Here is a 24,488-nt window from a genome sequence, read left to right as displayed (position 1 = left end):
CACGTGCCCGGCGGTGAACGGTTCGTGTTGTGACACAGCTATGACGCCGCTGCGCGGTACTTGGGCTTACTGGACGGGGGTAGGAGGCGATTACCCTGTCTCTCCGGCCCCTGCGCAAAGTGATCGGCCGGCCCCTGCCCGACTCATCGGAACGCGAGTTACATGACCGTCAACGACGATGTCCTGCTTGTCCACGGCGGAACCCCGCTGGAGGGCGAGATCCGTGTCCGCGGTGCGAAGAACCTCGTACCGAAGGCCATGGTCGCCGCCCTGCTGGGCAGTGCGCCGAGTCGACTGCGCAACGTTCCGGACATCCGTGACGTGCGTGTCGTGCGCGGCCTGCTGCAGCTGCACGGGGTCACCGTCCGCCCGGGTGAGGAGCCCGGTGAGCTGGTCCTCGACCCGACGCACGTGGAGAGCGCGAACGTCGCCGACATCGACGCCCACGCGGGTTCCAGCCGTATCCCGATCCTCTTCTGCGGCCCGCTGCTGCACCGTCTGGGCCACGCGTTCATCCCGGGCCTCGGCGGCTGCGACATCGGCGGCCGGCCCATCGACTTCCACTTCGACGTGCTGCGGCAGTTCGGCGCGACCATCGAGAAGCGGGCCGACGGCCAGTACCTGGAGGCGCCGCAGCGGCTGCGCGGCACGAAGATCCGGCTGCCGTACCCGTCCGTCGGCGCGACCGAGCAGGTGCTGCTGACGGCGGTGCTGGCCGAGGGCGTCACGGAGCTGTCCAACGCGGCCGTCGAGCCGGAGATCGAGGACCTCATCTGCGTGCTGCAGAAGATGGGCGCGATCATCGCGATGGACACCGACCGCACGATCCGCATCACCGGTGTGGACAAGCTCGGCGGCTACACCCACCGCGCCCTGTCGGACCGTCTGGAGGCGGCCTCCTGGGCGTCGGCGGCGCTGGCGACCAACGGCGACATCTACGTCCGCGGCGCCCAGCAGCGCTCGATGATGACGTTCCTGAACACCTACCGCAAGGTCGGCGGCGCCTTCGAGATCGACGACGAGGGCATCCGCTTCTGGCACCCCGGCGGGCAGCTCAAGTCCATCGCGCTGGAGACGGACGTGCACCCGGGATTCCAGACCGACTGGCAGCAGCCGCTGGTGGTCGCCCTGACCCAGGCGACGGGCCTGTCGATCATCCACGAGACGGTGTACGAGTCCCGGCTCGGCTTCACCTCGGCGCTGAACCAGATGGGCGCCCACATCCAGCTCTACCGCGAGTGCCTGGGCGGCTCCGACTGCCGCTTCGGCCAGCGCAACTTCCTGCACTCGGCGGTCGTCTCCGGGCCGACGAAGCTGCAGGGCGCCGATCTGGTCATCCCCGACCTGCGCGGCGGCTTCTCGTACCTCATCGCGGCCCTGGCCGCCGAGGGCACCTCCCGTGTCCACGGCATCGAACTGATCAACCGCGGCTACGAGAACTTCATGGAGAAGCTCGTGGAGCTGGGCGCGAAGGTCGAGCTGCCGGGCAAGGCGCTCGGCTAGCCGGCAACCGAAAGGGCGGCCTCCCTCGGAATGAGGGAGGCCGCCCTTTCGGCGTCTTTGGCTGAGGCGCCCCAAGGGGCGCGGGGAACTGCGCGACCAGCCACAGCGAACCCGCGGTCACCCGCGGCGCTGCGTCAGAACGGCGCTCCAGTCACCCGGCGCCACCCAGCGGAGCGGCTTCCGCTTACTTGCCCTTGGCCGCTTCCTTGAGCTTGGAGCCCGCGGAGACCTTCACGCTGTAGCCGGCCGGGATGTTGATGGGCTCGCCGGTCTGCGGGTTGCGCGCGGTGCGAGCGGCACGGTGGGTGCGCTCGAAGGTCAGGAAGCCGGGGATGGTGACCTTCTCGTCGCCCTTGGAGACGATGTCGCCGACGACCTCGGCGAACGCGGCCAGAACGGCGTCGGCGTCCTTGCGGGTCACCTCGGCGCGGTCGGCCAGCGCGGCCACCAGCTCACTGCGGTTCATGTTGTTACTCCCGTGTTCTTCTTGCCGTTGAGGCGTGAGGTGAGATCGATGCCGATGCGCTCGCGCCCAAAGACGCATCCTGCCCCTACCTGCGGCGGTAATGCCAATCCGGCACCCGTAGGAGTCGTGAGAACACCCTAGGGAGTCACACGAAAAGCGCCTGCTCGGCCGTCACCCTAGAGGGCGTCCGCCAGTGGGAGGTTCCACGACGCGCCGGTGCGGGGGCTGCCGTGTCGATCCTCACAGCCCCTGCACCCTACGGTACGGCGCCTAGGACGCCGCGCCGACGGCCTTCGCCGCCTCCCGGACCGCACCGGCCACCGCGCCCGCGACCTTGTCGTTGAAGACGCTCGGGATGATGTAGTTCGGGTTCAGCTCGTCCTCGGTCACCACGTCGGCGAGCGCCTTCGCGGCGGCGAGCATCATCTCGGTGTTGACGGTACGCGACTGGGCGTCCAGCAGGCCGCGGAAGACACCCGGGAAGACCAGCACGTTGTTGATCTGGTTCGGGAAGTCGGAGCGGCCGGTGGCCACCACGGCGGCCGTCTGCCGGGCGATCGCCGGGTCGACCTCGGGGTCGGGGTTCGCGAGCGCGAAGACGATGGCGCCGTCGGCCATGGCGGCCACGTCGTCGCCGTCCAGGACGTTCGGGGCCGAGACGCCGATGAAGACGTCGGCGCCGTGCACGGCCTCCTTCAGGGTGCCGGTGAGGTTCTCCGGGTTGGTGTTGTCCGCGATCCAGCGCAGCGGGGAGTCGGCCGGGGCGTCCACCAGGTCCTCGCGGCCGGAGTGGACGACACCGCGGATGTCGGCCACCACGGCGTTCTTCACGCCGGCGGCGATCAGCAGCTTGAGGATGGCGGTGCCGGCCGCGCCCGCCCCGGACATCACGACCCGGATGTTCTCGATCGCCTTGCCGGTGCAGCGCAGCGCGTTGGTCAGGGCGGCGAGGACGACGATCGCGGTGCCGTGCTGGTCGTCGTGGAAGACCGGGATGTCGAGGGCCTCGCGCAGCCGGGCCTCGATCTCGAAGCAGCGGGGGGCGGAGATGTCCTCGAGGTTGATGCCGGCGAACCCGGGGGCGATCGCCTTGACGATCTCGACGATGGCGTCGGTGTCCTGGGTGTCCAGGCAGATCGGCCAGGCGTCGATGCCGGCGAAGCGCTTGAAGAGGGCCGCCTTGCCCTCCATCACGGGCAGCGCGGCCTTCGGGCCGATGTTGCCCAGGCCCAGCACGGCGGAACCGTCCGTCACGACAGCAACGGAGTTGCGCTTGATGGTGAGGCGGCGGGCGTCCTCGGGGTTCTCGGCGATCGCCATGCAGACCCGGGCCACGCCGGGCGTGTAGATCATCGACAGGTCGTCACGGTTGCGGATGGGGTGCTTGGACGCCATCTCGATCTTGCCGCCGAGGTGCATCAGGAACGTACGGTCGGAGACCTTGCCGAGGGTGACGCCCTCGATGCCCCGCAGCTTGCCCACGATCTCGTCGGCGTGGGCCGTCGAGGTGGCGGCGATGGTGACGTCGATACGGAGTTTCTCGTGGCCGGACGCGGTGACGTCGAGGCCGGTGACCGAGCCTCCGGAGGACTCCACGGCGTTGGTGAGCTGCGAGACGGCGGTTCCGCTCGCGGGCACCTCCAGCCGGATGGTCATCGAGTAGGAGACGCTGGGCGCCGTTGCCATGGCCGACTTCCTCTGCTTTCACCGTGTCGCGAGTTGTGCCGTCCGATCGTCGCACCTACCCCTGAGTACGTGGTAGTCGCCCCGGATTGCGGACGTTGTGTTCATGACGGCACGTCTTTTCGGAAAACAACTTCCACAATACGAGAGGTGATCGGCCAAAGAAAGAGGCCCACGTCACATCGGACGTGGGCCTCTCTCACGTTCATGACACCGACCCGCCATGCTCGCCTCGCGGCAAGTGGTCCCTCTGAGGGACGAAGGTTGGGCCCGGGGGCTTGGATCGGGCCGGTGCCACGTCAAGGCTAACAAACAGACGCCGGAGGCCCATTCCCGGCGCGGGGACTTCCTCGAGATCAGTCCCTTAGCAGGTCCGGGACGCCCGCCGCGTCCGGCTCGTCCCGCTCGCCGGAGACCACCGTGAGCTGCTGGGTGGCCCGGGTCAGCGCGACGTACAGCACGCGCAGTCCGGCCGGCGACTCGTCGGCGATCTCCGCCGGTGAGACGACCACCGTGGCGTCGTACTCCAGGCCCTTGGCCTCCAGGCTGCCGAGCGCCACCACCCGGTCGCCGAGCCCGGCCAGCCAGCGGCGGGCCTCCTCGCGCCGGTTCATGGCGACGACCACCCCGACCGTGCCGTCAACCAGGCCGAGCAGCCGCTCGGCCTCCGCGCGCACGGTCTTCTCCAGGGCGTCGCGCGCGCCCGCGCCGGATCCGTCGCCCACCGTCACGAAACGCGGCTCGACCCCGGTGGACCGCACCGCGGAGGGCGACTCGGAGCCGGGCATGGCGAGGGCCAGCACCTTGGCGGCCAGCTCCGCGATCTCGGCGGGGTTGCGGTAGTTGACGGTGAGCCGGAAGCGGCGCCGGGGACGGGTGCCGAGCGCCTCGTCGCGGGCCTCTGCGGCCTCGTCCGGGTCGGACCAGGAGGACTGCGCGGGGTCGCCGACGACCGTCCAGGTGGCGTGCCGGCCACGGCGGCCGACCATCCGCCACTGCATCGGCGTGAGGTCCTGGGCCTCGTCCACGATGACGTGGGCGTACTCGGTGCGCTCCTGGGCCAGGCGCTCGGCCCGCTCCCGCTGGGTCTCCTCGCGCACCGGCATCAGCTCGTCCAGACCGGTCAGCTGGTCCAGCGGATCCAGTTCGCGCTTCCTGCGCGGCCGGGCCGGGGCGCCGAGGATCGCCTGCAGCTCGTCCAGCATGGCGATGTCGTGCACCGAGCAGCCCTCCCGGCGCAGGGAGCGGGCGACCTTGCGGACCTCGCCGGGGTTGAGGATCCGGCGCGCCCAGCGGCCGAGCCGCCGCTCGTCCGCCATGGCGTCGAGGACGCCCCTCGGGGTCAGCTCCGGCCACCAGGCGTCGAGGAAGGCGATGAACGGGTCCTCGCCGGCCACGTCCTCGTCGAAGGAGGACCGCAGCTCGGCGGCCAGCTCCGGGTCGGTGTGCCGGCCGGCCGCGCCGGACCTGGCCCACAGCGCGTCCAGGAGCAGCTTGCGGGCGCGCGGGCGCAGCAGGTTGACCGGCGCGGTGCCGCCGAGGGCGGTGCGGCGGATGCCCGCCAGTTCGTCGGCCTCCAGTTCGAGGCGGCGCCCGAAGGCCACGACCCGCAGCCGCTCCGGCGAATCGTTCAGCTCCAGCGCGCCGCGGGCGGCCTTCCGCAGCACCTTCAGCATGCGGTACGAGCCCTTGGCGCGGGCCACGGACGGGGAGTCGTACAGCGTGGCCTCGGCGCCGTCGACGAGCGAGCCGATGGCGCGGATCGCGACCTGGCCCTCCTCGCCGAGCGAGGGCAGCACGCCCTCGGTGTAGGCCACCAGCAGCGGGGTCGGCGAGACGATCAGGATGCCGCCCGCGTAGCGTCTGCGGTCCTGGTAGAGCAGGTAGGCGGCGCGGTGCAGGGCGACCGCGGTCTTGCCGGTGCCGGGGCCGCCCTCGACGTAGGTGACGGAGGCGGCGGGGGCGCGGATGACCAGGTCCTGCTCGGCCTGGATGGAGGAGACGATGTCCCGCATCGTGTGACTGCGGGCCTGGCCCAGGGCGGCCATCAGGGCGCCGTCGCCGATGACGGGCAGTTCCCGCCCGTCGAGGAACGCCCGCAGCTCGGGGCGCATCAGGTCGTCCTCGACCCCGAGGACCCGGCGGCCCTTGGAGCGGATGACCCGGCGGCGCACGACCCGGCCCGGGTCCCGGGGGGTGGACCGGTAGAACGGCGCGGCGGCCGGGGCCCGCCAGTCGATGACCAGCGGGGCGTAGTCCGCGTCGAGCACGCCGATCCGCCCGATGTGCAGGGTCTCGGCGATGTCGGCGGTGTTGTCGGGCCGGACCGCGCCCTCGGCCGGCTCGACCGCGGTGTAGGCGCCGTCGGGGCCCTTCTTGCCGTCCTTGCCGGCCAGCAGGTCGATCCGCCCGAAGAGGAAGTCCTCGAACTCGTTGTTGAGCCGGTTCAGGTGGATGCCGGCCCGGAACACCTGGGCGTCCCGCTCGGCCAGTGCGCCCGGCGTGCCGACCTGGCCGCGCTTGGCCGCGTCGTTCATCAGGAACTCGGCCTCGTGGATCTTCTCCTCGAGACGCCGGTACACCCGGTCGAGATGTTCCTGCTCGACGCTGATCTCCCGGTCACGAACGGAATCCTGAGCGTCGTGTACCGAGCCGACCGCGGACTGCTGAACCTGAGCGGCCACCGGGCCCCCTTCTGACGTGCTGGGCAGCCGTCAACCGTACGCGAAGGGGACCCGGCAAGGCTACGTGACTACGCGTCCGCCCGCGCGGGACTACGCATCCACCTGCACGAGCTTCTTGCCGTCGAAGGTGGTCACCTCGAAGTGATCGATCTCGTCGGGCTTCAGCGCGGTGCCGCCGCCGATGTACAGCGGTTTGCGGGACTCCGGGGCCTTGGCGTCCGGGATGCCGTAGCCCCACTTGGGCACGGACCAGGACCCCAGGGTCTGGCGGTCGCCGTTGCTGCTGACGGCGACCAGCGAGCACTTCAGCGGCCCCTTGACGCCCTTGAGCTCGAGGACGGCCGAGGTGCCCCAGTCCTTCTCGCCCATGGCGACGGTCGCGCTGGCGCCCGTGGTGCTGTCGCTGCCGCTGTGCTTGTCCGGGAGCTGGTCGAACGTCGTCTGCGCGGTGGCCGCCAGCGGCCTGGCCGTCTGCCCCTGGTCGCCGCCGTTCACCGCCATGACGGCCACCGGGCCGCCGATGATCAGCGCGGCGGCGGCCGCGACCAGGTAGAAGCCCTTGCGCCGCTTGCGCGCACGCCGTTCGGAGACCTCGTCGACCAGCTTCTCCACCAGTCGCGGGCTGGGCCTCGCGGACAGCGACTCGCCGATCGCCGGGGTGCTGCCGGAACCCGGCAGGTCCGCCAGCGCGGCCAGCATCGGCTCCATGCCGGCCAGCTCGTCCAGTTGCTGGGCGCACCACTCGCAGCTGGCGAGGTGCGCCTCGAAGGCGGTCGCCTCGGCGTCGTCGAGGAGCCCGAGGGCGTAGGCGCCCACGGTCTCGTGCTCGCTCGGCACCGAAGATCCCTGACTGGGGCTCATGGGTCCAGAAATACCCGGACCACCCGGGCCGAATCCTTGCATTCCCCCGTACCCGCTGCTCATCACGCCGTCACCCCCCGCTCCTCCAGTGCCAGCTTCATCGACCGCAGGGCGTAGAACACCCGGGAGCGCACCGTGCCGCTCGGGATGCCCAGCGTCTGGGCCGCCTCATTGACCGTACGCCCCTTGAAGTACGTCTCGACGAGGACCTCCCGGTGCGCCGGGGTCAGGTCGTCGAGCGCGTCCGACAGCGTCATCAGCCACAGCGCCTTGTCGATCTCGTCCTCCGCGGGGATGACCTCCAGCGGCGACGGATCGACCTCCTGCGGCCGGGCCTGCCGGCTGCGGTGGCCGTCGATGACGATGCGGCGCGCGACCGTCACCAGCCAGGGGCGTACCGAACCGGTCGCCCGATTGAGCTGACCGGCGTTCTTCCAGGCACGGATGAGCGTCTCCTGCACGACGTCCTCGGCGCGCTGCCGGTCTCCGGCGACCAGCCTGAGGACGTAGGCGAGCAGGGGTCCGGCGTGTTCGCGGTAGAGCGCACGCATCAGCTCCTCGTCGGGTTCCGAGGGCTGTGAGGACATGCGATGTCGGGCCCTCGATCCACGTTCATTGGCCACGGCCGCATCCTTGCGCACGCCCACCTCCGGTGTCCGGGGGTTCCCCCAGTCGGTCGCTCGCCCACCGGTACGGACAGCGGCGGCCCGCTGTTCAAAGTGAGGTGACAGTTTTCCCGGAGACGGCCGCCGGAGGGGGACATGCGCACACATTCCCACCGCATGATGTTTACATTTCCGGCACATCGCCACGGCGGCCCCGCTGCCCGGGCGCACGGGCCGCCAAACCGGGTGTTGCGCACATCACTCGGCACGCGGCAAGGGCGTTCGCCGCCGCTTCGCGGCAGAAGGGACGTACCGGGCGGTCAGGTTCGCGCGAGGGCCGCCCGCCGCCGGTGCCGGGCCACCCGCTCCCGGTTGCCGCACACCTCGCTCGAGCACCAGCGCCGCCGGTGCCCCCGGGAGGTGTCCAGGTACACCAGGGGGCAGCTGTCGCCCTCGCACTCGCGGACCGCGGCCCGCGCCACGGGGTCGGTGAGCAGTTCCACGGCGTCCCGCGCGACGAGCGCCAGCAGCCCCGCGCACTCGGGCGCCCGGGCCAGCTCCCGCACCAGCGCGCCGTCCGCGCCGCGCACCGCGCGCGGGGCCGGCGGCGCGGCGCGGGCGGCCTCGTTGAGCCGGCCGAGCGCACGGTCGTACGGCCGCCGGTCCGCCGGGCCACTGCCACTGCCGCTGCCACTGCCACTGCCACTGCCACTGCCACTGCCACTGCCACTGCCACGCAGCAACTGCTGCACGTCCGCGCGCAGTTCCCGGAACCGCGCCGGCCAGGAGGCGTCGGCGTGCCCCAGCGGGGTGCCGGGCGGCACCAGCCCGGCGGCGGCGATCCAGGCGCGCAACGGCTCGACCGCGTCCAGCCGTTCGGCCGGATGCGCGGTCGCGAGGAGGTCCAGGCAGATCCGACCGGCGTCGAACCGCGGCTCGTTCGGGGCCGGGGCCGTACTCAGCGTCATGTGCCTGCCACCGCCTAGGACAGGGGGACCGTTGCGTCGCTCCCCTTCACAGTGCCCGTGCCGCCCGGCGCGCGGAAGCCTTCGGACGGTCTTCGCGGCGGCTTCCCGGCGGATCCGCGGGGCGGCCCGCGGCTCAGGCGTCCGCGTACTTCGAGTCCGCGGCCGGGTCCAGGGCCAGCCGGTAGCCCCGTTTGACCACCGTCTGGATCAGCCTGGGCGTGCCGAGGGCCGTGCGCAGCCGGGCCATCGCGGTCTCCACCGCGTGTTCGTCGCGCCCCGCGCCCGGCAGCGCCCGCAGCAGTTCGGCGCGGGCCACCACCCAGCCCGGCCGCCGCGCCAGCGCCCGCAGCAGCGCCATGCCGGCCGGCGGCACCGGCCGCAGCTCCCCGTCCACCAGCACCGCGTGGCCGCGAATCGCCACCTGGTGCCCGGCGACCGGCAACGTCCGTGCCCGCGTGGGCAGTTCCTGGCACAGGAGCTGTACGAGCGGCCCGAGCCGGAACCGCTCCGGCTGCACCGTGTCCACGCCCCGGGCCTGCAGGGGCAGCGCGGTCACCGGGCCCACGCAGGCGGGCAGCACGTCGTGGCCGAGCGCGGCCAGCAGCTCGCCGAGCAGCCCGCGCTCCTCGGCCCGCGACAGCAGGGACGCGGCGGCGGGCGCGCTGGTGAAGGTGAGCGCGTCCACCGCGCGGGCCACGACGGCGTCCAGCAGCCGGTCGACGGGTCCGAGGTCCTCCGGCGGCATCCACCGGTACACCGGCACCGGGACGACCTCCGCTCCCCCGGCCCGCAGCGACTCCACGAACCCCGGCAGCGGCTCGCCGTGCAGCTGTACGGCGAGCCGGCGCCCGTCGACGCCCTCCTCCAGCAGCCGGTCGAGCACCTCGGCCATGGACTCGCTGGACGGCGACCACGACTCGGTCAGCCCGGCCGCCCGTACGGCCCCCTTCACCTTGGGCCCGCGGGCCAGCAGCTCCACGCCCCGGAGGCGTTCGAGCAGCGCCTCCCCGAGCCCCCATCCGTCGGCGGCCTCGATCCAACCCCGGAAGCCGATCGCGGTGGTGGCCACCACGACGTCCGGCGCCCGGCCGAGCAGCTCCTCGGTGGAGGCGAGCAGTTCGCCGTCGTCGGCGAGCGGCACGATGCGCAGGGCGGGCGCGTGCAGCACGGCGGCGCCGCGCCGCTGGAGCAGCGCGCCCAGTTCCTCGGCACGGCGCGCGGCGGTGACGCCCACGGTGAACCCGGCGAGGGGTCCCGGTTCGGGGTGCTGCTGTTCGTCGTCCATGGCTCTCCTAGCTGACCCGCATGCCGAACGAGCCTGTCAACGGCGCGTGACAGGCTCGGTTCGGCTCGATGTCCGCGGTGTTACGTCACACCTCGGCGTAGCCGAGCTGCGGCTTCGTCCCGGCGGTGCCGGTGGGTACGGCCCGGGTGGCCGGACGGCGAAGGTATACGGCCCACGTCACCGCGAAGCAGACACCGTAGAAGACGAGGAAGGCGACGAAGGCGCCGGTGCCGGAGCCGTAGGACAGGAAGGACTGCCGGAAGGCCAGGTTGATGCCGACGCCGCCGAGCGCGCCGACGGCCCCGATGAGCCCCATCGAGGCGCCGGACAGCCGCCGTCCGTGGGCCGCCGCCGCCTCGCCCGTGAGTCCCCCGGCGAGGGCCTTGGCCTGGAAGATCCCGGGGATCATCCTGTACGTCGACCCGTTGCCGAGTCCGCTGAGCACGAACAGCACCACGAAGACCGGCACGAACAGCGCCGGCGACTTCGTCATGCTGGCCACGACCAGGAGGGCGGTGGCGGCGGCCATGCCGACGTAGTTCCACAGGGTGATCCGCGCCCCGCCGTACCGGTCGGCGAGGCGCCCGCCGACGGGCCGGATCAGGGAGCCGAGCAGCGGGCCGATGAAGGTGAGGTACGCGGCCTGCAGCGGGGTGCGCCCGAACTGGCTGGTCAGCACCTGCCCGAAGGCGAAGCTGTACCCGATGAACGAGCCGAAGGTGCCGACGTAGAGGAAGGACATGATCCAGGTGTGGCGGTCCTTCGCGGCGTCCAGGGCGGCGCCGGTGTCGTTCCTCACCGAGGCGAGGTTGTCCATGAACAGCGCGGCGAGGACGGCGGCGACGACGATCAGCGGGATGTAGACGCCGAGCAGGACCCGCGGCCCGCCGCCCGCCCCGATGACGGCGAGGGCGACGAGCTGGATGACCGGCACGCCGATGTTGCCGCCCCCGGCGTTCAGGCCGAGCGCCCACCCCTTGCGGCGCAGCGGGAAGAAGGCGTTGATGTTGGTCATGGAGGAGGCGAAGTTGCCGCCGCCGACGCCGGCCAGCAGTCCGGTCAGCAGGAAGGTGGAGAAGGACGTCCCCGGTTCCATCACCACGAAGGCGGCGGCCGACGGGACGAGCAGCAGGCTCGCCGAGATGACCGTCCAGTTCCGCCCGCCGAAGACCGCGACGGCGAAGGTGTACGGCACCCGCGCCACCGCGCCGACCAGGGTGACGGCGGAGGTGAGCAGGAACTTGTCGGCGGGGGTGAGTCCGTACTCGGGTCCCATGAAGAGCACGAGCACGGACCACAGGGTCCAGACCGAGAACCCGATGTGCTCCGCCAGCACGGAGAACCACAGGTTCCGCCGGGCGACCCGCTCCCCGGTCGTCTGCCAGAACCCCTCGTCCTCGGGGTCCCAGCGTTCGATCCAGCGACCGCTGCGACGGATGGGGGCCGGACCTGTCATGACGCCTCCACGGTGCTCCGGGACTCGGTGGTTCGCGGTGATGAGTCCCGAAGGTAGGGAGGACGCGTTTCCTGGCTGTGGCCGTGGGTGACCGGCAGGGAACTTCGCTCTCACTCGCCCGGCGCGGGCGCCGTGAGGGCGCCTGCCGGGGCCGGGGGGGCCGGTGCGGTCGGGCCGCTCAGGCCGCCCGGTGCGCCGCGTCGCGCGGACGCCGGCGCCTGGGGGCCGAGCCGTCCGGCCACAGGCGCGGTCTGCGCTTGGCGGCGAGGTCCTCCACCCAGCCGAACCAGACGATGCAGCTCGCGATGAACATCCAGGTGATCGCGAGAACCGGCCAGGGGCTCTCCAGCAGCCAGGAGAAGTGCAGGTCCATCACGTCGAACTGCCACAACTGGTCCCACAGCGTGGCGGCGACGAGGATGCACAGGTTGTGCCAGAGGTAGATCGTCACCGCTCTGGAGTTCAGCAGGGTGATCAGCCGGTCGAAGGGGCGCAGCCAGCGCGGCCACTGGGTCCAGGACGGGCTGACGTGCAGGAGCAGCAGCACGGTGGCGAAGGACCAGAGGGACTGCGCGAACGGGATGTCGTCCAGGTCGTGGCCCTCTTTGAAGCCGTGCGTCAGGGCGTACCACAGGCCCAGGAGCGCGATGGCCGGGGCCACGGACGGGACCATGTAGCGCGGGATGCGCTTCAGGACGCCTTCCTGGTGCGCCATTCCCAGGATCCAGCAGGCGCCGAAGGTGCTGAAGTCGGTGAGGGCCGAGGGGATGCGCTCACCGGGCAGGTTGAGGTAGCCGAACTCGAAGGCCGCGGAGAGCGCGATCGGCGACAGGATGGTCGCCCAGGGCAGCGCCCGCAGCGCCCTCAGCAGGAACGGGGACAGCAGGACGTACCAGAGGTAGGCGCGGATGTACCAGAGCGGACCGGCCAGTTCGGATCCCCAGTCCTCCCCGAGGATGCCGTGGATGCCGCGCAGGCCCTCGGCGTAGGGCGGGTCGCTCACCGGCAGGATCCAGAAGCCGAGGTGCAGCCACCACCAGCCGGGGTGGCCGTCGTCGCCCGGGCTCCAGCCCTGCAGCACCATGCCGGTCACGCCGATGGCGCCGAGCAGCCACAGCGGCGGCAGGAGACGGCGCAGGCGGCTGCGGACGACCTGCACCGCCGGGCGCTTGAGCGAGCGGGCCATGAGGTTGCCCGCCAGCGCGAACATCACGCCCATGGACGGGAACACGACCGGCAGCCAGGCCCAGCCCATCAAGTGGTAGAAGACCACCCGGAAGAGCGCGACCGCACGCAGCAGGTCGAAGTACCGGTCGCGCACCGGGGTGCGCCGCTGCTGCCCGGGCTCGGCGGGCGGGGCCGGCTCGTCCATGGCGGACGGCAGGGTGGGTACGGTCACGTGCTGGGCTTCCTGGGTCGTCGTCGGGAGCGGTGCCGGCGGGGCGGGCGGAGGGGCCGCGGTCCACGCGGGCCGCGTGGCGAGGGGCTCGTGGGCGGGCCCCGGCGGCCGGGCGCCCGGCCGCGGTCCGGGGCCGAAGGGGGGCGTCGTCACCGGGCCGGCCTCCCGCCCGCCACCGGCGGTCCGGGAACGGGCGCGGCCGGCGGGGCCGACACGCCGCCCTTGCGCCGCAGCTTCTGCCAGCGCAGGCGGCCGCCGGTGAGCGCCGTGATCCAGGACTGCAGCAGCACGACGTACATGAGCTGGCGGTAGAGGATCTGCTGCAGGGGCAGCGAGACCAGTGGCGTCAGCGGTTCGCGGTCGAGGACGAAGGCGTACGCCGCGCAGGCCGCCTGGACGGCGAGGACGCCGAACCAGGCCCCGATCGTCTTCTCGGTGGGCCCGAAGACCAGGCCGTAGACGAGGAAGACGTCGATCAGCGGGGCCAGCAGCGGGGCCACGACCATGAACAGGGACACCAGGGGCAGGCCGACCCGGCCGAACCGCCCGGAGGGACCGCGTTCGACGACGGCGCGGCGGTGCTTCCAGATCGCCTGCATGGTGCCGTACGACCAGCGGTAGCGCTGGGACCACAGCTGCTGGACGGACTCCGGGGCCTCGGTCCAGGCCCGGGCCTTCTCGGCGTACACCACGTGCCAGCCGTCGCGGTGCATCGCCATGGTGATGTCGGTGTCCTCGGCGAGGGTGTCGTCGCTCATGCCGCCGACCCGTTCCAGCGCCGAGCGGCGGAAGGCGCCGACCGCGCCCGGGATCGTCGGCATGCAGCGCAGGACGTCGTACATGCGGCGGTCGAGGTTGAAGCCCATCACGTACTCGATGTGCTGCCAGGCGCCGATGAGCGTGTCCTTGTTGCCGACCTTGGCGTTGCCGGCGACCGCGCCGACCCGCGGGTCGGCGAAGGGCTGCACCAGTTCGCGCACGGTGGCCGGCTCGAAGACGGTGTCGCCGTCCATCATCACGATCAGGTCGTGACGGGCGTTGGCCATACCGCGGTTGAGGGCGGCGGGCTTGCCCGCGTTGAGCTGCCGGATCACCCGTACGTTGGGCAGTCCCAGCCCTTCGACGATGCGGGCCGTGCCGTCGGTGGACCCGTCGTCGATGACGACGACCTCGATGGGATGCTCGCTGCGCATCAGCGAACGGACCGTGTTCTCGATGCACTTGGCCTCGTTGTAGGCCGGGACCAGCACCGACACGGGTTCGGTGACGGGGTGCCGTCCCCAGCGGAACCCGCGCCGGCGGGTGCGGCGGGCGTGCAGCGCGGACAGCAGCAGCATGCCGCCGAAACGGGCGAGCACGAGGGAGCCGATGACCGCGAGGCACACGACCAGGGCTCCGGTGGCCCGCTCCGACGCCTGCACCAGGAATATCCAGGCCTTGCCCTTCCACAGGTCCAGGCCGGTGACCGGGGTGGACGCGCTCGGCGCGTCCAGCGCCTCGGTGAGGTTCTGGAACCGGTAGCCCCGCGACTGGAGTTGGGGCAGGAACCGGTCCAGCGCCTGGACCGTCTGGTGCCGCTCGCCGCCGGAGTCGTGCATCAGGACGATCGCGCCCTTGCCGCCCTTGGGCGTGGCCTTGCGGATGATCTCCTCGACCCCGGGCCGGCGCCAGTCCTCGCTGTCGGTGTCGTTGACGACGGTGAGGTAGCCGCGGCCACCGATGTACTTGGTCACCGGCCAGGACCTGTCGTCCATGGCGTCGGCGAACGAGGAGTACGGCGGCCGGAACAGGGAGCTGCGGATACCGGCCGCTCCGGCCAGCGCGAGCTGGCTCTGGGACAGCTCCCAGTCGATGCGCCGCTCGGAGTGGTACGACAGGTCCGGGTGGTTGAAGGTGTGCAGGCCGACCTCGTGGCCCTCGTCCACCATGCGCTTGACCAGCTCCGGGTAGCGGGAGGTCATGGAGCCGGTGACGAAGAAGACCGCGTGCGCGTGGTGCTTCTTGAGGATGTCGAGGACCTTCGGCGTCCAGACCGGGTCCGGGCCGTCGTCGAAGGTGAGGACGATGCGGTGGTCGGGCACCCGCAGGCTGCCGGTGCGGCCGCCCCGGGTGTCGATGACCGGGCCGCCGTCGAGCACCTTCTCGGGCACCTTGTCGCTGGCCGCCTCGGGCCGCACGCGGAAGTCCGCGAGGATCTCGTTGTGCACGTAGCCGCGCAGCATGAGCATCGCGAGCGTGGCGATCAGGACCAGGACGGACAGCAGATAGCGCAGGGGGAGCCATCTGCGCCTGGGCAGGGAGGAACGGGGACGGGAGTGTGACGGCATGGGGCGGCTTCGCTGATCAGAGGTGGGGACGCAGGGTGGTGGGGAAGACCGGGTGGTGGGCCTCGCGCCCCTTGCCACCGGCGGTGGAGTGCGAGGGACCGGGAGAGGCGCCGGTGCCCGGGGTGGACGGGGCGGGGGTCGAACCGGCCGGGGACACCGGGGAGGTGGACGGCTGCCCGGCGCCGGGGCCGGCGGACGTGCCGGCTGCCGGCTCCTCGCCCGCGGACGTGCCCGATCCGGAACCCGGTGTGGAACCGACGGTGCCCGGTACCGCGCCGGCGGGCGCCGCCGGGGACTCGGCGGAGCCGGCGGGGGCGCCGCTCCCCGGCGTCGGGTCCGTCGAGGCGCTGGGCAGCGGCGGGGCGTCCACCTGGCTGGCCGGCGCGTTCTCGTCCTGGCCGGGCACCGGGACCCACGGCGCGTCCGAGCTCCCCGAGAACAGGGTCGCCACGATGATCACGGCGTACACCGCGCAGGCGAGGCCGACGAGCATGCCGAGGCGGCGGAAGGTGCGGCTGCGGCGGCCGGACTCGTCGACGAAGACGGGGCCGTCGGCGCTCTCGCGGCGGGCGCCGCGCGCGGCGCCCGGGACCGGGTTCAGCCGGACGTCGCCGAGTTGGACGGCGTCCATCTGGACCGTCACCTCGTGCGGGTCGTGCGTGGGGTCGGCGGCGGTGGGCTGGGCGGGGATGCCGGGGAGGGGCTCCTCCCAGGGGGTGTGCCGGGGCTCGGCGGTACCGGGCCCGGCGAGGTCCGCGACCCGCACCCGGCGCAGCACCGTGGTCTGCTCGGGGTCGTGGGAGCGGGTGCCGCCGGGCTCCGCGGCGCGGCGGAGGTCCGGGGCGGAGTGGTCGCCGGCCCGCGGGAGTACGGCCGTCCCGTCGGCCTCGGTCGGGGCGGCTCGTCCGCCCCGGCGTATCCCGGCGGCCGGGAAGGCACCGGGGCCGGGGGCCGCACCGGGGTACGGGAACGCCGCGCCGGACGTGTGACCGGCCTGGGGGTGACCGCCGCTGTGGAAGGCCCCGGTCTCCGGGTGGGACTGGGGGTGACCGCCGCCGTGCGGGGGCCCGGTCTCCGACGGGAACTGGGGGTGGCCGCCGCCGTGGAGGGCCCCGGAATCCGGGCGGACCTGGGTGTGACCACCCGTCACATGGTTGCTCCAGGGCGCGGATGCGGTTTCGGGCCACTCCGGTTGGGCGTCTTCTCGCCACTCTTTCACGTGCGCACATCCCCCCACGGGACAGTTCCGGGTGCGCATCGACACCGAGCACCCGCCGTTCGAACCAGGCCCCCACCCAGCCCGAGCGCCCCCTTTACCACACCGTGCTCGGGCCATGAATGTAGCGCATGCGGAGGATCCGTGTTCGCCACGTGCCGCTTAATGGACGCCCATCACATCATCATCCGCGGCTGGAATCCATCGGTCGGCGGGGCGCCTCAGCCATCCCTCGGCCCGCGCGATGTCACTCGCGGCCCTGCGTAGGGCCGCCAGACCGGGGTGAGTCAGCCCTTTGCGCCAGACAAGGGACACGGGCGAGAGCGGGACCGGATCGACGAGGGGCCGCAGCACCGAACGGGGCATGGCCGGAAAGCCCACCACCGCCAGGATCGCGTTCCGGGTCTTGGCCATGATCCGCTCGAACTCCTCGTCGCCGACCGGCAGCGGCAGGGGCGGCGCGAGCCGGATGCCGCGTCCCTCGAAGAGACGGAGCGCCAGGTCGGTCCACTCCCGGGTGCGCGGGTTGCCCGCCCCGGCGTACACCGTCTCCCCGGCCAGCGCCGCCAGCGGCACCTCCGGCAGGGCGGCCAGCGGGTGGTCGTCGGGCAGCACGACGGCCATCGGCTCGTAGCGCACCGGCTGTTGCGCGAGCCCCGACCGCAGGGCCGGGTCGAGGCCGGCGAAGCGCCCGAAGGAGACGTCAAGACGGCCGGCCAGCAACTCGGCCGCCGCTCCGGTGAGACCGCTCTCGTAGCGGGCCATCAGCTCGCATTCCGGGGCGAGTTCCCGGGCCCGGTGCAGCACCCGGCGGCCGGTGACCAGGCCGGCGGAGTTGAGGTCGACCAGCAGCGGCCTGGCCTGGCCGAAGGCGGCGAGCAGGTCGTCCTGGGCGGCCAGGACCCGCCGGGCGTGCGGCAGCAGCCGCTCGCCGTCCGCGGTCAGCGTCACCTGCCGGGTGGTCCGTACGAACAACTCCGCGCCCAGCTCGCGCTCCAGCCGCCGCACGTCCCGGCTCAGTGCCTGCTGCGCCACGTACAGGCGGGCCGCGGCCCGGGTGAAGTGCAGCTCCTCGGCGACGGCGACGAAGGCGCGCAGCAGGCGCGGTTCTATGGCGGCGGGAGCGGGCATGGCGGCGAATCTACCTCGCCGATTCACAACGCGGACGCGTGAGTCGGCCCCGAGAAGGTGTTGGACCGGGTGATCCGCTCCGGGCCACCGTTGCACCATGCCGAGACAGACCGCCGAAGAAAGCCGGATACCGGACGGGCAGCACTTGGAGAGGGGGGCGGGGCGGCTCCGCGGATACCGCGGGCTCTTCTCCCGCCCCGGCACGCTCGCCTTCACCGCGGGCAACCTCGTCGCCCGGCTGCCGATGGGCATGTTCAGCGTGAGCGCGGTCGTGATGATCGCCGGGGCCCGGGGCTCGTACGCGCTCGCCGGCGCCGTCACCGCCGTCGGCCTCGCGGCGACCGGGGTGGCCGGGCCGTGGATCGCGCGGCTCGTCGACCGGCACGGGCAGGCCCGGGTAGCCGTGCCGGCCACCCTCACGGCCGTGCTGGGCAGCCTCGCCCTGCTGCTGTGCGTGCGCTACGACGCCCCGGACTGGACGCTGTTCGCCGCCTACGCGGCCACCGCCGCCACCCCCAACATCGGCGGCCTGTCCCGCGCCCGCTGGGCCCACCTGCTGCGCGAGGATTCCGCCGCCCTGCACACCGCCAACTCCTTCGAGCAGGCCGCCGACGAGCTGTGCTTCATGCTGGGCCCGGTGCTGGCCTCCTTCCTGACCGGCACGTTCTTCCCGGAGGCGGGCACGCTCACCGGAGCCGTCCTGCTGCTGGCCGGCATGCTGCTGTTCACCGCGCAGCGGGCGACCGAGCCGCCGCCGCAGGCCCGTTCGAAGGCCCGGTCGCCGTTGCGCAGCCCGGGGATCCCGGCGCTGCTCGCCTGCTTCGTGGCGACCGGCATGGTGTTCGGTTCGATGGAGGTCGTCACCATCGCGTACGCCGACGCCCAGGGGCACCGGGCGGCGGCCGGCCTGGTGCTCGCGCTGCAGGCGGCGGGCTCGTGCGCGGCCGGTCTGCTGTACGGGGCCCTGAAGCCGGCCGGACTCGGCCTGCCCCGCTGCCTGCTCGCGATGGCCGTCCTGATGACCCTGCCGTGGCTGGCCGCCACCACCACCGGGTCCCTCGTGGTTCTGGGGGGCGCGCTGCTGGTGGCGGGCATGGCGACGGCGCCGACGATGGTGACCGCGATGACCCTGGTGCAGTCCCGCACCCCGGCCGGCCGGCTCAACGAGGGCATGAGCCTCGTCGTCACCGGCCTGCTCACCGGCATCGCCTGCGGCTCGGCCACCGGCGGCTGGGCGGCCGAGCACGGCTCGCCGGCGACGGGCTTCGCGGTGCCCGCGGCCGCGGCCGCCCTGGCCCTGGTCATCGGCGTGTCGCAGCGGCGCACGCGGGCGGCCGGACGGGCGCCGGCGTAACGGGCGGACACTCACCGGGCGAGCGGGCGCTCCGGCTGGTTCGATGGTCGGGTCGGCGGTGCGTGGCGGAGGAGGTGCTGATGCGTGGCCGGCTGGCTGTCACCGGAGAACGTGACCGAAGTGACCCGGGTACTGGACCTGAGCGGGGTGTTCGCCAACGGCACGCTCGGCGGGGTGCTGGCGCGCAGCCGCCGGCTGGACCTCTTCGGCTTCCTGGTCATCGGCATCGTCTCCGGCCTGGGCGGCGGAATCCTCCGCGACACCCTGCTGCAGCACGGGACGCCCGTCGCCCTGACGGACTACAGCTACCTCACCGTCGCCACCGCGGGGACCCTGCTGGCCTTCATGGCCGACCTGAGCCGTCACACCTCCGGCTGGGCCTTCAACATGCTCGACGCCGTGGCGCTGAGCGTCTGGGCGATCGCCGGGGCGCAGAAGACCCTCTCGGTCGGTCTCGGCTGGCTGCCGGCCGTGCTGCTGGGCACGATCACGGCGGTCGGCGGCGGCGCCATCCGGGATCTGCTGCTGGCCCGCACCCCCGCCATCTTCGGCGGCAACCCGCTGTACGCGACCGTCGCCGTGCTGGTGAGCGGGGTGATGGTCCTGTGCAGCCGGCTCGGCGTGCCCGTCGTCGGCATCCTGGCCGGGATCGTGCTGGGCGTCTCGCTGCGGCTGGCCGCGCTGACCCGGGGCTGGCGGCTGCCGGGCAGCCGCGACTGGCGGCCGCCGGCGTCGCGCGGCCGCGGCTCGTGACCCGACGCGCCCGGGGCCGGGCGGCGGGAGCGCGGGCCGGGCGGGACGGGCGAAGCTGGCGGGACCGGCGGGGCTGGCGGGGCGAACGGGCCGGGCGGGGCGGGGCGGGCTGGGCCGGGCGGGGCGGGCCGAAGGGAACGGGCGCGGGACGGGCGGGGGCGCCAGCCATCGAGGAAGAGGAGCACCACACAGCCATGAGCATCAAGGATCGCGTGGACGAGGTCGTAGCCGGGCTCGGCGGCATCCGGCCCGAACTGGAGGGTTTCTACGAGGACCTGCACGCCCACCCGGAGCTCGGCCACCAGGAGCACCGGACGGCGACCCGGGTGGCGGAACGCCTGGGGAGCTGCGGTTTCCAGGTGCACGACGGGGTCGGCGGCACCGGCGTGGTCGGCGTGCTGGCCAACGGGGACGGTCCGACGGTGCTGCTGCGGGCCGACATGGACGCGCTGCCGGTGCGCGAGGAGACCGGCCTTCCGTACGCCAGCAAGGCCGTCGGCAAGGACGCGTCCGGCCGGGAGGTGCCGGTGGCGCACGCCTGCGGCCACGACATGCACGTCACCTGCCTGCTGGGCGCGGCCCGGCTGCTGGCAGCCGCCCGGGACGCGTGGCGGGGAACGCTGGTGGCCCTGTTCCAGCCGGCCGAGGAACCGGGTGACGGCGCCGACGGGATGCTCGCCGACGGACTCACCGACCTGGTGCCGCGGCCGGACGTCGCGTTCGCCCAGCATGTGCTGCCCTATCCGGCGGGACGGGTCGGCACCCGCGCCGGGTCGTTCCTGTCGGCCGCGGACAACATCCGCGTCACCGTCCACGGCAGGGGCGCCCACGGCTCGGCGCCGCAGGCCGCGATCGACCCGGTGGTGATGGCGTCGATGATCGTCGTGCGGCTCCAGACGATCGTCTCGCGCGAGCTGGCCGCCACCCGGCCTGCGGTGCTCACGGTGGGCTCCGTACAGGCGGGCACGAGCGGCAACGTCATCCCCGAGTCGGCGGAGCTGCTGCTGAACGTGCGCACCTACGACGAGGAGACCCGCCGGGCCGTCCTGGCCGCGGTGCGCCGGATCGTGACGGCCGAGTGCGCCGCCTCCGGAGCGGACCGCGAGCCCGAGGTGGAGGAGGGCACCCGCTTCCCGCCGACCGTCAACGACGCGGCGGCGACCCGCGAGGTGGCCGCGGCCTTCGCCGAGGTGTTCGGGGAGCACGCGGGCACGGCCGAACTGCAGAGCGCCAGCGAGGACTTCAGCCGCATCCCGGACGCGTTCGGCGTCCCGTACACCTACTGGGCCCTCGGCTGCGTCGACCCGGACGCCTACGAGGCGGCCCGACGGGGCGGCACGGTGGCGCGGGACATCCCGGTCAACCACAGCTCCCGGTTCGCGCCGGTCCTCCAGCCCACCCTGGACACGGGCGTACGAGCGCTGGTCACGGCCACGCTGAGCCGGCTGGCGGCACGGGACGGCGCGTGAGTTCCCGGACCGTGCGCGCGGGACGACGACGAAGGCCCCGCCGCTCGGGAGCGACAGGGCCTTTGCCTACATGGGATGAGTGGAGATGGCGGGAATCGAACCCGCGTCCAACGGTGCGGAACCAGGGCTTCTCCGTGTGCAGTCCGCTTCGCTTTTCTCGGCCCCGGCGATCACGCGAACAAGTCGCCGACGGGCCCAGTCACTGTTTGGTTTCCCTCTTCACCCCGTGACCGGGATCAAGGTTTAGTCCCCTAGCTGATGCCAGGATCCGGGTCGGGAACAGCCCCGGGCTGACACTCCTATGAGAGTTCGCTAGCTGCTAATTAGGCAGCGAGGGCGAACGAGGAGGAATCGCGCTTGGTATTGGCGATTATTTTTTTCGGCCTGTGGTTTACGAGATCATGGCCGCTTCCTCGACACGCTTCCCCTGCTTCGACATCCGCTGTCGAAACCGATCATCCCCATGTTGATTTTTCAATCCCCTCCGGAGAGGGGGCGCGCACCCTCCATGGGGTGCGTTGCCATCGTACGTGACCAACGCGGGTCGGTGCCAGCCTATTCCCGCCGGTCGCGCCGGTCGCGCCAGTCGCGCCGGTCCGGAGGCTAGGCCCGCTGCTTGCGCCGGACGGCCGACATCGCCCGGTCCGCCTCCCGCCGGTCCTGCTTCTCGCGCAGGGTCTGGCGCTTGTCGTACTCCTTCTTGCCCTTCGCCAGCGCGATCTCGACCTTGGCACGGCCGTCCTTGAAGTACAGCGCGAGGGGCACGATCGTGTGACCCGTCTCCTGGGACTTGGCCTCCAGCTTGTCGATCTCGTCGCGGTGCAGCAGCAGCTTCCGCTTGCGCCGGGCGCTGTGGTTGGTCCAGGTGCCCTGGCTGTACTCCGGCACGTGCACGTTGTGCAGCCACGCCTCGTGCCCGTCGAGCTGCACGAACCCGTCCACGAGCGAGGCCCGCCCTTGGCGCAGCGACTTCACCTCGGTCCCCATGAGCACGAGACCGGCCTCGTACGTGTCGAGGATGAGGTAGTCGTGCCGCGCCTTCTTGTTCTGCGCGATCAGCTTGCGCCCTTTTTCCTTAGCCATAGTGCCGACCATTTTCGCACCATGGAGGGGGTGCGGGGGAAGCGCATTACGCGAGGGCTACGAGGGATCCCCGAGACCGCCCAGGACCGTCTCGGCCCGCCGCAGCGCCTGCGGCCCCGCCTCCAGGTCGGGGGTGATGCCCCGGCCGTCCACCGCCCGGCCGGCGGGGGTGCGGTAGTGGCCCACGGTCAGCTCGGCCACCGAGCCGTCGGGCAGCTCGGTGGGCATCTGCACGGAGCCCTTGCCGAAGGTGCGGGTGCCGATCACCACCGCGCGGCCCCGGTCCTGCAGGGCGCCGGTGAGCATCTCGGCCGCGCTCATCGTGCCGCCGTCGACCAGGGTGACCAGGGGCCGGGTGGTGTCGCCGCCGGTGTCGGCGTGCAGGGCGCGCTGGGCGCCGTCGACGTCGTAGGTGGCGACAAGGCCGCCGTCGAGGAAGGCGGAGGCGGTCTCCACGGATTCGGTGACCAGGCCGCCGGAGTTCCCCCGCAGGTCGAGGACGACGCCGGCGCCGGCCGGGGCCCGGCGCACCGCGGCCCGCACGGTGTCGCCGGATCCCTTGGTGAAGGCGGCGACCTTGATGACGGTGACCCTGCCGGGCAGCTCGCGTACGGTCACCGGGTCCGTGGACAGCCTGGCCCGGCGCAGGGTCTCGGTCCACGCGCGCGCGCCGCGCTGGAGGCCGAGCCTCACGGTCGTGCCGGCGGCCGCGTCCTCGGCGTCGCCGCGCAGCAACGAGACCACGTCGGTGACCGGCCGCCCGGCCACGTCCGTGCCGTCGACGCTGCGCAGCCGGTCGCCCCTTCGGATCCCGGCGCCGGCCGCGGGCGATCCGGGCTGCACCCGACTCACCTCGATCCGGCCGTCCGGCTCGGCCCGCGCGAACAGCCCGGTGCCCGTGTACTGGCCGTCCAGGGCCTCCAGGAACTCCTGGTACTCGTTCTCGGAGTAGACGGCCCCCCAGCGGTCCCCGCTGCGGCTGACGGCCCGCTCGGCGGCCTCCATGGGCGACTTGCCGTCGGCCATCGCCTTGGCGGCGGCCCGCCGTACGGCCTCGTGACGGGTGGCCGAAGGCGCGGGCGCCGACGCGGACTTGGGGCCGGACCGGGCGCCCTGGCCGGTGTCCGGGAAGGAGCCGGTGGCGGCGCCGGCGACGAGGGCGCAGGCGAAGACCAATGCCAGGGCGGCCCCGCGGCCGGTGCGGCGGGGCTGACAGAACGGGTCACGGCCTGACATGGCGGCGAGTCTAGGACAACTGCCAAGGGCCGTACGGACGGAAGCCCGTACGACCCTCTTGGGATGCGTCACACCTTCAGGTACTTGCGCAACGCGAAGAACGCAGCCAGAGCGGGCATCAGCACGCTGGTGGCGAGGATCAGCGGCAGCTTGGTCAACACCGCGTCCCAGCCGACGAAGTTGATCAGCGTGAGCTTGTTGGACAGGGCCATGCCGTGGTCGATGGTGAAGTACCGCCCGACGACCAGGAAGATGCAGGCGAGGCCACCGCCGATGAGCCCGGCGACCGCGGCCTCCATGATGAACGGCGCCTGGATGTAGAAGCCCGAGGCGCCGACGAGGCGCATGATCCCGGTCTCACGCCGGCGGCTGAACGCCGAGACGCGCACGGTGTTGACGATCAGCAGCAGCGCGACGAGCAGCATCAGCGCCATCACGCCGAGCGCCGCCCGGTTCATCAGGTTGAGCAGCTGGAAGAGGTTGTCCAGGATGCCCTTCTGGTCCTGCACCGACTGCACTCCGTCACGCCCGTTGAACGCGGTGGCGATGACCTGGTACTTCTGCGGGTCCTTGAGCTTGATGCGGTACGACTCCTGCATCTGGTCCGGCGTCAGCGAACCGGCCAGCGGGGAGTTGCCGAACTGCTCCTTGTAGTGCTTGTACGCCTCGTCCTGCGACTCGTAGGTCACCTTCTCGACGATGGCCATCTTGCCGAGGTCGGTACGGATCTGCTTCTTCTGGTCCTCGGTCACCGCGCCCTTGGCGCAGTTGACGTCCGACTGCGCGTCGCTCTTGTTGCACAGGAAGATCGAGACGTTGACCTTGTCGTACCAGTAGCCCTTCATGGTGCTCACCTGGTCGCTCATCAGCAGGGAGCCGCCGAAGAGGGCCAGGGACAGGGCGACGGAGACGATGACGGCGAAGGTCATCGTCAGGTTGCGGCGGAGACCGACACCGATCTCCGACAGGACGAACTGGGCGCGCATGGCGTCGGATCTAGCCTTTCCGT

Annotated in this window: 19 protein-coding genes and 1 other RNA gene; 4 read left to right on the top strand and 16 right to left on the bottom strand. The window is 72.4% G+C overall.

Going from position 1 to position 24,488, the window contains the following annotated elements; all coding sequences use genetic code 11:
- The first annotated feature begins 162 nt into the window (after positions 1-162).
- A complete protein-coding gene (murA, locus tag TNCT1_RS30175; protein ID WP_143638395.1) occupies positions 163-1,503 on the top strand; it encodes a UDP-N-acetylglucosamine 1-carboxyvinyltransferase in 1,341 nt (446 codons plus the stop codon).
- A gap of 184 nt (positions 1,504-1,687) precedes the next feature.
- On the opposite strand, the gene TNCT1_RS30170 is transcribed toward murA, so the two are convergent.
- From TNCT1_RS30170 to TNCT1_RS30115, 12 genes are all read right to left on the bottom strand, one after another.
- On the bottom strand, positions 1,688-1,969 hold the full coding sequence (locus TNCT1_RS30170) for an HU family DNA-binding protein (RefSeq protein WP_067001509.1): 282 nt from the start codon (positions 1,967-1,969) through the stop codon (positions 1,688-1,690).
- Between the two features lie 270 nt (positions 1,970-2,239).
- The gene (locus TNCT1_RS30165; protein WP_143638393.1) at positions 2,240-3,655 is read right to left on the bottom strand and encodes an NAD-dependent malic enzyme; all 1,416 of its coding nucleotides are present in this window, start codon (positions 3,653-3,655) and stop codon (positions 2,240-2,242) included.
- 353 nt (positions 3,656-4,008) lie between these two features.
- Positions 4,009-6,336: a UvrD-helicase domain-containing protein gene (locus TNCT1_RS30160; RefSeq protein WP_143638391.1), complete on the bottom strand. Its 2,328-nt coding sequence runs from the start codon at positions 6,334-6,336 to the stop codon at positions 4,009-4,011.
- 90 nt (positions 6,337-6,426) lie between these two features.
- Positions 6,427-7,197, bottom strand: coding sequence for an anti-sigma factor (locus tag TNCT1_RS30155; RefSeq protein ID WP_235902965.1), 771 nt, complete (start codon positions 7,195-7,197; stop codon positions 6,427-6,429).
- A gap of 62 nt (positions 7,198-7,259) precedes the next feature.
- Entirely contained in the window at positions 7,260-7,844 is a 585-nt protein-coding gene (locus TNCT1_RS30150) for a sigma-70 family RNA polymerase sigma factor (RefSeq protein ID WP_037932079.1), read from the bottom strand.
- 278 nt (positions 7,845-8,122) lie between these two features.
- Positions 8,123-8,770 (bottom strand): ABATE domain-containing protein, encoded by a 648-nt coding sequence (locus TNCT1_RS30145; protein WP_143638389.1) that lies wholly within the window; start codon positions 8,768-8,770, stop codon positions 8,123-8,125.
- A 133-nt stretch (positions 8,771-8,903) separates the two neighbouring features.
- Positions 8,904-10,055, bottom strand: a complete 1,152-nt coding sequence (locus TNCT1_RS30140; RefSeq protein WP_143638387.1) for a uroporphyrinogen-III synthase — start codon at positions 10,053-10,055, stop codon at positions 8,904-8,906.
- A gap of 85 nt (positions 10,056-10,140) precedes the next feature.
- A complete protein-coding gene (locus TNCT1_RS30135; protein ID WP_143638385.1) occupies positions 10,141-11,511 on the bottom strand; it encodes a NarK/NasA family nitrate transporter in 1,371 nt (456 codons plus the stop codon).
- A gap of 178 nt (positions 11,512-11,689) precedes the next feature.
- The gene (locus TNCT1_RS30130; protein WP_143638537.1) at positions 11,690-12,883 is read right to left on the bottom strand and encodes an acyltransferase; all 1,194 of its coding nucleotides are present in this window, start codon (positions 12,881-12,883) and stop codon (positions 11,690-11,692) included.
- A 176-nt stretch (positions 12,884-13,059) separates the two neighbouring features.
- Positions 13,060-15,237, bottom strand: a complete 2,178-nt coding sequence (locus TNCT1_RS30125; RefSeq protein WP_143638383.1) for a glycosyltransferase — start codon at positions 15,235-15,237, stop codon at positions 13,060-13,062.
- Positions 15,238-15,253: 16 nt separating this feature from the next.
- Entirely contained in the window at positions 15,254-16,387 is a 1,134-nt protein-coding gene (locus TNCT1_RS36470; protein ID WP_235902964.1) for a hypothetical protein, read from the bottom strand.
- A gap of 228 nt (positions 16,388-16,615) precedes the next feature.
- Positions 16,616-17,584: a LysR family transcriptional regulator gene (locus TNCT1_RS30115; RefSeq protein ID WP_143638381.1), complete on the bottom strand. Its 969-nt coding sequence runs from the start codon at positions 17,582-17,584 to the stop codon at positions 16,616-16,618.
- 97 nt (positions 17,585-17,681) lie between these two features.
- On the opposite strand from TNCT1_RS30115, the gene TNCT1_RS30110 reads away from it, so the two are divergent.
- The 3 genes from TNCT1_RS30110 (at position 17,682) to TNCT1_RS30100 (ending at position 21,160) form a co-directional block, all read left to right on the top strand.
- Positions 17,682-18,938, top strand: coding sequence for an MFS transporter (locus tag TNCT1_RS30110; protein WP_143638378.1), 1,257 nt, complete (start codon positions 17,682-17,684; stop codon positions 18,936-18,938).
- Between the two features lie 84 nt (positions 18,939-19,022).
- Complete coding sequence (locus tag TNCT1_RS30105) at positions 19,023-19,691, top strand: trimeric intracellular cation channel family protein (RefSeq protein WP_143638376.1); 669 nt, start codon at positions 19,023-19,025, stop codon at positions 19,689-19,691.
- A gap of 194 nt (positions 19,692-19,885) precedes the next feature.
- On the top strand, positions 19,886-21,160 hold the full coding sequence (locus TNCT1_RS30100) for an amidohydrolase (RefSeq protein WP_143638374.1): 1,275 nt from the start codon (positions 19,886-19,888) through the stop codon (positions 21,158-21,160).
- Positions 21,161-21,237: 77 nt separating this feature from the next.
- Here TNCT1_RS30100 and ssrA read toward each other — a convergent pair.
- The 4 genes from ssrA to ftsX all read right to left on the bottom strand — a co-directional run bounded on the left by ssrA (position 21,238) and on the right by ftsX (position 24,465).
- Positions 21,238-21,623: a transfer-messenger RNA gene (gene ssrA / locus TNCT1_RS30095) on the bottom strand.
- A gap of 140 nt (positions 21,624-21,763) precedes the next feature.
- Positions 21,764-22,243 (bottom strand): SsrA-binding protein SmpB, encoded by a 480-nt coding sequence (gene smpB, locus TNCT1_RS30090; RefSeq protein ID WP_143638372.1) that lies wholly within the window; start codon positions 22,241-22,243, stop codon positions 21,764-21,766.
- A gap of 57 nt (positions 22,244-22,300) precedes the next feature.
- Complete coding sequence (locus TNCT1_RS30085; RefSeq protein ID WP_174266502.1) at positions 22,301-23,479, bottom strand: S41 family peptidase; 1,179 nt, start codon at positions 23,477-23,479, stop codon at positions 22,301-22,303.
- A gap of 68 nt (positions 23,480-23,547) precedes the next feature.
- The gene (gene ftsX, locus TNCT1_RS30080) at positions 23,548-24,465 is read right to left on the bottom strand and encodes a permease-like cell division protein FtsX (protein ID WP_143638370.1); all 918 of its coding nucleotides are present in this window, start codon (positions 24,463-24,465) and stop codon (positions 23,548-23,550) included.
- Positions 24,466-24,488 lie beyond the last annotated feature (23 nt).

It is taken from the genome of Streptomyces sp. 1-11, assembly GCF_007176755.1.
Taxonomy (GTDB): Bacteria; Actinomycetota; Actinomycetes; order Streptomycetales; family Streptomycetaceae; genus Streptomyces.
This window is presented reverse-complemented; position numbering and strand designations above follow the sequence as displayed.